The organism is Streptomyces sp. NPDC053079 (assembly GCF_044546695.1).
Classification (GTDB): Bacteria; Actinomycetota; Actinomycetes; order Streptomycetales; family Streptomycetaceae; genus Streptomyces.
On sequence record NZ_JBITZJ010000001.1, the window covers coordinates 1403209 to 1412887 of the forward strand.

10 protein-coding genes are annotated in these 9679 nt (G+C 70.7%); 6 read left to right on the forward strand and 4 right to left on the reverse strand.

What is annotated here, in order from left to right:
- The first annotated feature begins 21 nt into the window (after positions 1–21).
- Positions 22–1125 (forward strand): serine hydrolase domain-containing protein, encoded by a 1104-nt coding sequence (locus ACIGXW_RS05855; protein ID WP_399570207.1) that lies wholly within the window; start codon positions 22–24, stop codon positions 1123–1125.
- Positions 1126–1162: 37 nt separating this feature from the next.
- On the opposite strand, the gene ACIGXW_RS05860 is transcribed toward ACIGXW_RS05855, so the two are convergent.
- Entirely contained in the window at positions 1163–2047 is an 885-nt protein-coding gene (locus ACIGXW_RS05860) for an NAD(P)-dependent oxidoreductase (RefSeq protein WP_399570210.1), read from the reverse strand.
- 49 nt (positions 2048–2096) lie between these two features.
- Here ACIGXW_RS05860 and ACIGXW_RS05865 point away from each other — a divergent pair, with 49 nt between their 5' ends.
- The gene (locus ACIGXW_RS05865; RefSeq protein ID WP_071967220.1) at positions 2097–2504 is read left to right on the forward strand and encodes a MerR family transcriptional regulator; all 408 of its coding nucleotides are present in this window, start codon (positions 2097–2099) and stop codon (positions 2502–2504) included.
- Positions 2505–2613: 109 nt separating this feature from the next.
- Complete coding sequence (locus ACIGXW_RS05870) at positions 2614–4167, forward strand: serine/threonine-protein kinase (RefSeq protein WP_399570213.1); 1554 nt, start codon at positions 2614–2616, stop codon at positions 4165–4167.
- A gap of 69 nt (positions 4168–4236) precedes the next feature.
- Here ACIGXW_RS05870 and ACIGXW_RS05875 read toward each other — a convergent pair whose 3' ends face one another.
- The 3 genes from ACIGXW_RS05875 to ACIGXW_RS05885 all read right to left on the reverse strand — a co-directional run bounded on the left by ACIGXW_RS05875 (position 4237) and on the right by ACIGXW_RS05885 (position 6404).
- Positions 4237–4725 (reverse strand): glutathione peroxidase, encoded by a 489-nt coding sequence (locus tag ACIGXW_RS05875; protein ID WP_399570215.1) that lies wholly within the window; start codon positions 4723–4725, stop codon positions 4237–4239.
- Between the two features lie 121 nt (positions 4726–4846).
- Positions 4847–5212, reverse strand: a complete 366-nt coding sequence (locus tag ACIGXW_RS05880; protein WP_071967223.1) for a DUF488 family protein — start codon at positions 5210–5212, stop codon at positions 4847–4849.
- A gap of 88 nt (positions 5213–5300) precedes the next feature.
- The gene (locus ACIGXW_RS05885; protein ID WP_399570217.1) at positions 5301–6404 is read right to left on the reverse strand and encodes an alpha/beta hydrolase; all 1104 of its coding nucleotides are present in this window, start codon (positions 6402–6404) and stop codon (positions 5301–5303) included.
- 523 nt (positions 6405–6927) lie between these two features.
- Here ACIGXW_RS05885 and ACIGXW_RS05890 point away from each other — a divergent pair.
- The 3 genes from ACIGXW_RS05890 (at position 6928) to ACIGXW_RS05900 (ending at position 9532) form a co-directional block, all read left to right on the forward strand.
- On the forward strand, positions 6928–7428 hold the full coding sequence (locus ACIGXW_RS05890) for a hypothetical protein (protein ID WP_399570220.1): 501 nt from the start codon (positions 6928–6930) through the stop codon (positions 7426–7428).
- Between the two features lie 115 nt (positions 7429–7543).
- Entirely contained in the window at positions 7544–8476 is a 933-nt protein-coding gene (locus tag ACIGXW_RS05895; RefSeq protein ID WP_399570222.1) for an oxidoreductase, read from the forward strand.
- Positions 8477–8557: 81 nt separating this feature from the next.
- Positions 8558–9532: an aldo/keto reductase gene (locus ACIGXW_RS05900; protein ID WP_399570837.1), complete on the forward strand. Its 975-nt coding sequence runs from the start codon at positions 8558–8560 to the stop codon at positions 9530–9532.
- The last annotated feature ends 147 nt before the right edge of the window (positions 9533–9679 follow it).

Genomic DNA, 9679 nt, shown 5'->3' on the forward strand with positions numbered 1-9679 from the left:
CAGGGTGGTCGGCGCAGAGCCGTGCCGGCCGCTGCCGCGATAGCCGTCGGTGTGATGACGATGGGCGTCCTGGCACCGCCCGCGGCGTTCGCCGCCGCCAGGCCGGACACCGTCCAGCAGGGCCTGGACGCGCTGGTGCGCTCCGATGGCGTGCCCGCAGCGCTGGCGAGCGTCAAGGACCGCGATGGGCGTACCCGTACGTACACCGCGGGGGTCGGCGACCTGGCCACGGGCGCGAAGGTGCCGGTTGACGGCCAGGTGCGGATCGGCAGCAACACCAAGACGTTCACCGCGGTCGTCGTGCTGCAACTGGTCGGTGAAGGGAAGATCGACCTTGACGCCCACGTCGACACCTACCTGCCCGGCCTCGTCCGCGGGGAGGGCATCGACGGAAGCCGCATCACCGTCCGCCACCTTCTCCAGCACACCAGTGGCCTGCCCAACTACGTCAAGTACCTCGACGACGAACCCCGCTACTACGCCCCCCATGAACTCCTCGACCGCGCCCTCGAGCACAAGGCGGAATTCGATCCCGGGAAGAAGTGGGCGTACAGCAACACGAATTACGTGCTGGCCGGCCTGATCATCGAGAAGATCACAGGCCACCCCGTCGCCAAGGAGATCGACCGGCGCGTCATCAAACGCATCGGGCTGCGCCACACCTACTTCCCCGCCCCCGGAGACGCGACCATCCGGGAAGCCCACCCCAAGGGCTACGACCGGGACGCGACGGGCGCCCCGCTCGACGTCACGGAGTTCGACCCCTCCTGGGGCTGGTCGGCAGGCCAGATGATCTCCACCAACTCCGACCTCAACCGGTTCTACAGCGCGCTCCTGGGCGGCCGCCTCCTGCCGGAGGCTCAGCTCGCCCAGATGCGCACCACCGTCCCCGCCGAGTACTTCGGCCGCGGCGCCCGCTACGGCCTCGGGCTCGTCAGCAAGCCGCTGTCGTGCGACGACGGCGTCTACTGGGGCCACGGCGGCAGCACGACGGGGTACGAGACCCGGGGTGGCGTCACCGACGACGGCCGCCGCGCCGCCAACGTCGCGGTGACCACCCAGCCGACCGACAAGGCCGTCATGGAACACGTCGACAGCGTCGTGGACACGGCCCTGTGCCACTGATCCGGGCCTCCTAGGAGTATCGGGGGAGGGGGACCGGTCAGTCGTTGCGGGGTGTGCTGAACTCCTTGATCAGCACGGGATACTGCTCCCCGCCGTGTCCCGCGGCGATCGAGCGGTCGGCCATCGCCTTGATCAGCCTGGGCAGTTCGGCGTTGACCCCCACCGCCTCGCTCTCCTCGATCAGGTGCGCCATGGCCCGCGCGTCGGTCTCCAGGGCCGACACCTCGGCCGGGAAGGAGCCGCTGTCGATCTGCTCGGCATACCCGGGCAGCCATTCGGCCACACCGGCAGCGATCTGCCGCGCGAACGGCGCATACGTCGCGGCGTCGACACCGGCCGTTCTGAGCAGGGCGGTGCCCTGGAGCCAGGCGTTCAGGACGCTCCACATCATGGCCAGGCCGGCCACGTCGTACAGGGACGCCAGCCCATGGTCCGCACCGAGGTGGGTGACGGTGCCGAGCGCTTCGAGCGTCGACTTGTGCGCCTCGAAGTCCGCCTCCGGCCCGCTGTGCAGAATCACCGCCTCCGCGGTGCCGATCGCCGGCGGGATGGCCATGATGGCGCCGTCCAGGTAGCGGGCGCCACGCTGCTCGGCCCATTCGGCGGCCTCCCGGGCCTGGGTCGAGTCGCCCGAGGACAGGTTGATCAACATCGTGCCGTCGAGCTCGACATCGCTCGCGCCGAGCAGCTCACGCATGGCCCGGTAGTCGGTGACACAGATGATCGTCAGGGATCCTGCCGTGAGCGCGTCGCCGACTGTCGGCGCCAGCCGTGCACCCTCGGCCACGAGTTGGTCGGCCTTGGAGGCCGTACGGTTCCACACGGTTGTGGGATGCCCGGCTTTCAGGAAGGCGCCGGCGAGCGCCTGGCCCATCAGTCCGAGTCCGATGACTGTCACGGGTGTTTCGGTGTTGTCGTTCATGACAGCATCGTCAACGTTCATACCGGTGTGAAGGTCAAGCGAGGTTTCGATGCGGATCGGGGAACTGTGTCGTCGGACGGGTGTCAACGCCCATCAGTTGCGCTACTACGAGGCCCAGGGCCTGCTGGAGGCGGAGCGCAGCGCGAACGGTTATCGCGAGTACGACGAGAGCGCCGTGCTGCGGGTGAAGCAGATCCGGCACCTGCTCGGTGCCGGTTTGTCCTCCGAGGACATCGCGTACCTGCTGCCCTGTGCGGTCGGAGAGGTGCCGGAGCTGCCCGGGTGCCCCGATTTGCTGGCCGCGATGCGGTCACGGATGCAGCGCCTGGACGATCAGATGGCCAGGCTCGCTCAGTCCCGCGACGCTCTTGCCGACTACATCGATGCGGCCGAGCGCATGGGCGGCGAGAGCTATCCACCCTTTGACGGTGCCGACCTGGAGCCCGTCCCCGCCTGAGCACCGGGGTGTCCGTCTTGCGAACCTGTTCCTCTTGACACCCTTGTACGGGTGCGGGGCATCGTGATGTCCGGTACGGCAACACGGCCATGAACAGCGGGGGACGCGCATGCAAGGCGGTACGGGAGACGGCGGGGGACGGCTCGTGGCGGGCCGGTTCTCGCTGCTGCACAGGCTGGGCGGCGGGGGCATGGGGACCGTCTGGCGGGCCCGCGACATGGAGCTGCACCGTGATGTCGCCCTCAAGGAGGTCAGAACGTTCGGCCCGGACAGTCCGGAGGACGCGGCCCGGGTGCGCGAGAGGGTGCTCCGCGAAGCCAGGGCGCTCGCCCGGATCCAGCATCCCCACGTGGTGACTATCCATCAGGTAGTGGACGACGACCCCTTCCCCTGGCTGGTGATGGAGCTCGTCGCCGGGGCCTCGCTCGAGGAGCGGATGGCGCCCGGGCCGCTGCCTCCCGCGTTCGTCGCCGGGGTGGGGCGCGACGTGCTGTCGGCCCTGAACGCCGCGCACGAGGCGGGGATTCAGCACCGGGACGTGAAGCCGGCCAACGTGATCATCCGGCCGGACGGGTCGGCGGTGCTGACCGACTTCGGCATCGCCGCACTGGACGGACCGTCCGGGCTGACCATGCCGGGCGGCGTCATCGGATCGCCGGAATTCATGGCCCCGGAGCGAGCCGCGGGCGAACCGGGTGGACCCGCCGCCGACCTGTGGTCGCTCGGCATGCTGTTGTACGCCGCAGTCGAGGGCACCTCGCCGCTGCGCAGGGACACCCCGCTGTCGACCCTCACCGCCGTACGGGAGAGCCCCGTACCGGCCCCCACCCGGGCCGGCCCCCTGGAACCCGTCCTGCGGGCCCTGCTCGCCCGGGATCCCGCGGCACGCCCGACGGCCGCCCACCTGGCCGTGATGCTGAACGCGACGGCGCAGTCCGCCGCCGCGACGACGGTGTCCACGCCGGTGCCCCACCCGCCGACCGCTCTCGCGTGGCCGGAGCCACGCCACTCCCGCGAGGGTTCTCCCACCACCACCGCCACAACGCCGCGCGGCAGCGGGCGCGCCGCCCGGCGTAACGTCGCCGCAGCCGTCATCGCGGTGTGCCTGGTGGCCGCCGCTGCGACAGCGGCGATCCTGGGCCTCCGTGACGGGGGAGAAGACAGCCTGCCGGCCGCCGCTCCGCACCCGTCGGCGTCCTCGGTCACCGCACAGCCGTCAGCCCCACCCGTCACTCCCCGCCCGACCGTCTCCTCCGCGCCCACCCAGCAGCCGGAAGCGACGAAAACGGCGGAGACGGCGGATGCGGCGAAGGCCGCGGGCGAGGAGAGCGTGAACAGCTGGATCGCCCAGCTCGCCTCGGTGAAGGTCTCCGACGGGACACAGAGCCGCGACCGCGAACTGGCCGCCGTACGACTGCGGATACCGACCGCGAGGACGCTGCTGAGCGACGACTTCGCCGCACTGCGCCCCGGCTACTGGGTGGTGTACGCGCCCGGCCCGTTCCCCGACGGTCGCTCGGCTCTGTCCTTCTGCTCCTCGGCCGGCCGGACCGCCGACGAGGAGTGCGTAGGCCGATATCTGAGCCATCGCTCGTCGGACGGGGACCTGATCTGCGCTCATGGCCCGGACGGGGCCCCGGCCGGCCGCTGCCGACGCGACTGACCGGGCCCCGCGGTGCGGGTCATCGGAATCCGGTGTATCGGATTCCGATGAGGCAGAGCGTCGGCCGGGTCAGGCGGGGAGAACCCGCTCGATGGCGGCCTGCACCTCGTCGGAGTCCGGCTCGGTCTGCGGGGCGAAGCGCGCCGCGACCGTGCCGTCGGGGGCGAGGAGGAACTTCTCGAAGTTCCACCGGATGTCGCCAGTGTGTCCCTCGGCATCGGGCGTCGGGACGAGTTCGGTGTAGAGGGGGTGCCGGTCGTCCCCGTTGACGTCGACCTTCTCGGTCATGGGGAAGGTCACGCCGTAGGTCGCCGAGCAGAACTCGGCGATCTCCTCGGCGCTGCCGGGCTCCTGGCCCATGAACTGGTTGCAGGGGACGCCCAGGACGGTGAAGCCGCGGCCGGAGTACTGCTCGTGCAGTCTCTCCAGGGCGGCGTACTGCGGGGTCAGGCCGCACTTGGAGGCCACGTTGACGATGAGCGCGGCCTTGCCCCGGTACTGGCCCAGGTCCGCGGGGCCGCCCTGGAGCGCGCCGATTTCTACTTCGTAGACGGTCATGGGTTCGAATGTTACTGATTCCCCTGCGGCAGCCGGGGGACTGGCGTCGCGAATCCGTCACTGATCACGAGCGACGGTGACGACGGTCTGCGCGGGGCCATCGCGCTGGGGGGAGCGGCCGTCACCCGCGTGTCAGCTCCGCCTGCAGTATGGCCGCCGCGCTGATTTCGTAGTCCTTGGTGGCGGTCAGCAGAGTGAGAGGCCCCTGCCGGGCCACCTCGCGCAGGTGCCCCAGGGCCTGCGTATGGGCCGTGTCCCGCAGTTCGTCGCGGTAGCGGCGGCCGAACTCCTCGAACCGGTCCGGATCGTGCCCGTACCACTTCCGCAGTGCGGTGGAGGGCGCCACATCCTTGCACCACTCGTCGAGGGCGGCCGCGTCCTTGCGCAGACCCCGCGGCCAGATCCGGTCGACCAGCACGCGGCTGCCGTCCGCCTCCTCGACCGGATCGTAGACCCTTCGCACTCGTACGCGCCGTGACTGCCCCATGCGCCCATCGTCGGTCCCGTACGCCGGGACCGCACCCGGAACCCCGCCGCGCGAGTCGGGTGCCCGGCCCGCGCCCGGAGTGGGGGGATTAGGGATGGGGCGTGGGTCCCTGCATGTTCTTGCTGATCCACTCCATGGGGCCCGTGCCCAGGCCGCGGACGTACGTCTCGGCGTTGTGGACGCCGCCGGGTATTTTCGTCAGGTGGGTGTGGACGGGCCCCTTGTTGCCGTAGGTGCCGATGAACCCGTTGACGCCGTTGATGGTGATCGGGTGCTCCGCGGTGCCGTACTGGAAGGCGAGGTAGACGTCGGGGCCCTTGGTGTCGATGAGCTGCTGCGCGAGCTTCTGCGGGTTGTTGGCCTGCCGCTCGGCCTCGTGGCCCTTCCAGTGGGGCGAGTCGGGGACGATGTCGGGGCCGGAGGCGATGACGGCCTTGAACTTGTCCGGGTGCTGCAGGACGTTCTTCAGCCCGGCGAAGCCGCCGCTGGAGGAGCCCATGAACGCCCACCCGTCGCGGGACTTCAGAGTGCGGAAGTTGGCGCGGACGAAATCGGGGACGTCCTCGGCGAGCCAGGTGCCCATCTTCGGCCGGCCGGGGATGTCACTGCCGTCGTGGTAGTCCTCCTTCTTGTCGGTGCCCGGGTTGAGCACCGGCATGACCACGATGAACGGCTGGGCCTTGCCCTCCTGGGACCACTTCGCGATGGAGGACTGCAGCTTGAGGTTGGCCCCGATCCAGTAGTTCCCGCTGGCCCCGGGCCCGCCGGGCAGGGCGACCAACACGGGGAATCCGCTCTTGCGGTACTGCGGGTCCTTGTACTGCTTGGGCGCCCACACCCACACCTTGCCGGTGAAACCGGACTTAGCGCCGTGCAGCGTGGTCTTCGCTATGACCGTGCCGTCCTCCAGCCGGCTCTCCTCCCTCAGGTCGGCGGCAGGCCCCGTGGGCATCAGGGTCTCCGGCGCCTCGTCGACCTGCTTGGGCGCTTCGGCCTGGCGCGCGGGGCCTGCCTTGTCGTCGCCGAAGGAGACCGGATCGCCCTTGTGGGACAGCAGACCGGTGTACTGAAGAACCGGCCAGGCTATGAGCCCCAGGCCGAGGACGACGGCCGCCGCTATCCACCAGCGTCTGGCGCGGCGGAAGCGGGACGCCGGGCGTGGCGGCTGACCGGGGTGGGGAGGGAAGGACATCACGAGCTCCGTGGCTGATCGGGTGAGTAGCGCCCTCGGTACGGGCGTGGTGGGGACGAAAAGCAGTCCCGCACCCGATGGCACGTCAGCGGCGCGAGCGGAATCGTACGTGAAGGGCGGCCGCCATCAGCAATGCGGTCCGCGAAGGCACACCGCGTGACCTGGGGCTCACGCCGGAGCTGCAGGGCGAGGGGTCGGTCGAGGGTCGTCGGATGGCCCTCAAAGACGCTGACATCACCGTTTTTCGGGCCGGCGGCGGATCGGCGTTGGTACAGGGTGAGCTCCAGGCCGCGGGCGTTGTGGCGGTAGGCCGGGGACAGGTGGCCGGCGTGGGGGGAGGGCCTGTTGCTGGGATGCTTCCGTGCCGGCGGCGGCCTGGCGGGCGTTGGGGGAGAGGTGTCGGCAGGTGATGTGCCACACGCGGGGCGCGTGGGCCAGGTGCTGGTGCAGGAGGGCTGGGGTGGCGGGCTGGTTGTCCAGGGCCGCGTACGGCAGCTGTCCTGGCCGTGCCCAGGTCGGGGAGGTGGGCGAAGACCTTCGGATAGGCGGAGGCGATCAGGTCGCACCGGCCGCCGCTGAAGAGGACGCCGTCCCCGGGGCGGCGCGGCTCTGCAGGGTGGTGATGACGGAGGTGGTGTCGCAGGGGCGGCTTTCCTGGGTGGCGAATGGCGAGGTGGGACGCGGTGACCGGGACGGTCAGCAGCAGCCGCCGGGCCGGTGGGAGGACGGTGGCGGCCGTCGCGAGGAGCAGCGCCAGGGCCGGCAGGCAGAACAGCAGGTAGCGGTAGGCGAAGAGGGGCTGGCCGAGGGAAACGGTCAGGAGGAGCAGTGGGGGTACGGCCAGCCAGGGCATGCCGACGGCGAGGACCAGGGGTGGGGCCTTGCGCCGGCGGGCTATGAGGAGGGCGACCGCGGCCAGCACCGCCACCGCCGTGGCAAAGGCGAACGAGCGGGCCTGCTGTGCGTACCGCGACGAGTCCGCTGCGGTGACGGGGCCGAACGCGGCCAGGTAGTGCCGGGCTAGCACGGCTCTGGCCTCGGCCACGGGGAGCGTGGGAGACCTCCTCCCGTGCCGGTGTTTTCGCACGTAGACGGCGCTTTAAAGGCAACCGTCGAGCACTGCTGAGGAGCTTCATCCCATGGCCAAGTGGACCAGCACCCGCATCCCCGACCAGAGGGGCCGCACGGCTGTCGTGACCGGGGCCAACTGCGGCCTGGGCTTCCAGACGGCCCGCGAGCTGGCCCGCCACGGCGCCCACGTCGTGATGACCGCCCGGGACCGTACCCGCGGCACCGCCGCCGTGGAGCGGCTCCTGGCCGAGCAGCCGGGGGCGAGCGTCGAGCTGCGCCTGCTGGACCTGTCCGACCTGGACTCGGTGGCCGCCTTCGTACAGAAGGTCCTGGACGATGGTCTGCCGGTGGACGTCCTGGTGAACAACGCGGGCGTCATGTGGCCCCCGCACCGGCTGACGCGGCAGGGATACGAGCTGCAGTTCGCCACCAACCACCTCGGTCACTTCGCGCTCACCGGCCTGCTGTTGGGCCGGCTGGAGAAGTCCGCCGCCCAGGGCCGCGACGCCCGTGTGGTGACGGTCAGCTCCGTCGAGCACCGCGGCGGCACCATCTTCTTCGACGACCTGCACGGCGAACGCGACTACGCCCCGCGTGCCTACTACTCCCAGTCCAAACTCGCCAACACCCTGTTCGGCCTGGAACTCGACCGGCGGCTGCGCGCGGCCGGATCGACGCTGACCAGCGTCCTCGCCCATCCGGGCTACGCCAGCACCAACCTGCAGTCCAGTGGCCCGACCGGCTTCCTGCGGTTCTTCTTCTCCAAGATCGCCAATCCGATGATGGCCCAGCCCGTAGAGAAGGGCGCCTGGAACCAGCTCTACGCGGCCACCGCCCCCGAGGTGAAGAGCGGCCAGTTCATCGGCCCGGACGGTTTCGGCGAGTACCGGGGCCACCCCGCCGTCGTCCAGCCCGACAAGGCCGCCCAAGACCTGGACGTCGCCCGACGCCTGTGGTCGGTCTCCGAGCAGCTCACCCAGGTCCACTACCCCTTCCACTGACCACCGCCCGACGCCATCGCGTCCATCGACGAAGACAGACGAAGAACAGACGAAGACATCCGAAAGGCACCACAGATGACCATGCACAAGCGCGTCCTCGGCCGCCAGGGCCTGACCACCTCCGCCCTGGGGCTGGGCACGATGGGGATGACGATGTTCTACGGCCCCAGCAACCGCGAGGAGAACATCGCCACCATCCGCCGCGCGTACGACCTGGGGGTGACCCTGTTCGACACCGCCGAGGTCTACGGCGGCGGCACCGGTTCGAACGAGCGGCTGCTCGGTGAGGCCGTCAAGGGCCTCCGCGACGAGGTGGTGCTGGCCACCAAATTCGGCTACGACCTCGCCAACCCCGGCGGTCTCAACAGCCGGCCCGACAACATCCGCAAGGTCGCCGACAACAGCCTGCGCTACCTCGGCACGGATCACCTCGACGTCCTCTACCAACACCGCGTCGACCCGGACGTACCCATCGAGGAGGTCGCCGGGACGGTCAAGGAGCTGATCGACGCCGGCAAGGTCCGCTACTTCGGTCTGTCCGAGGCCGGCCCCGAGACCATCCGCCGCGCCCACGCCGTGCAGCCGGTCTCGGTCCTGCAAACCGAGTACTCCGTCTTCGAGCGGCACGTCGAGGACACCGTCCTGCCGGTCGTGCGCGAGCTCGGGATCGGGTTCGTGCCCTACGCCCCGCTGGGGCGGGGCTTCCTTACCGGAGTGATGAAGCCGGCCGATCGGTACACTGCGGACGACTGGCGCCGCCTCGACCCGCGTTGGCAGGGTGAGAACTTCGACGCCAACGTCCGAGCCGTCGCCGCCCTCACCGAGCTGGCCGCTTCCCAGGGCATCACCACCGCCCAGCTCGCCCTTGCCTGGCTGCTCGCGCAGGGGGACGACATCGTCCCCATCCCCGGCACGCGCAGCCCCGAGCGCCTGGCGGAGAATGTCGGCGCCACCGGCGTCACGCTCACCGACCACGACCTGACCAGGATCAAGGAGATCCTGCCGAACGGCGCCTTCGGCGACCGCTACGCAGCCCCCTTCATGCCCAAGGGCTGACGCCGGCCCGCGGCCTGACAACCTCCCCGGCCGGGGGGGGGGGGGGCCGCCCCCCCGCGCGGCCGCCGCGGGGGGGGGGGGGGGGGGGGGGGGGGCGGGGGGGGGGGGGGGGGGGGGCCCGCCGGGGGGGGGGGGGGCCGCGGGGGG

Coding starts and splice junctions, on each gene's coding strand:
- ACIGXW_RS05895 (WP_399570222.1), top strand. CDS start 7,544: ATGGCCAAGTGGACCAGCACCCGCATCCCCGACCAGAGGGGCCGCACG.
- ACIGXW_RS05870 (WP_399570213.1), top strand. CDS start 2,614: ATGCAAGGCGGTACGGGAGACGGCGGGGGACGGCTCGTGGCGGGCCGG.
- ACIGXW_RS05865 (WP_071967220.1), top strand. CDS start 2,097: ATGCGGATCGGGGAACTGTGTCGTCGGACGGGTGTCAACGCCCATCAG.
- ACIGXW_RS05900 (WP_399570837.1), top strand. CDS start 8,558: ATGCACAAGCGCGTCCTCGGCCGCCAGGGCCTGACCACCTCCGCCCTG.
- ACIGXW_RS05885 (WP_399570217.1), bottom strand. CDS start 6,404: ATGTCCTTCCCTCCCCACCCCGGTCAGCCGCCACGCCCGGCGTCCCGC.
- ACIGXW_RS05860 (WP_399570210.1), bottom strand. CDS start 2,047: ATGAACGACAACACCGAAACACCCGTGACAGTCATCGGACTCGGACTG.
- ACIGXW_RS05875 (WP_399570215.1), bottom strand. CDS start 4,725: ATGACCGTCTACGAAGTAGAAATCGGCGCGCTCCAGGGCGGCCCCGCG.
- ACIGXW_RS05880 (WP_071967223.1), bottom strand. CDS start 5,212: ATGGGGCAGTCACGGCGCGTACGAGTGCGAAGGGTCTACGATCCGGTC.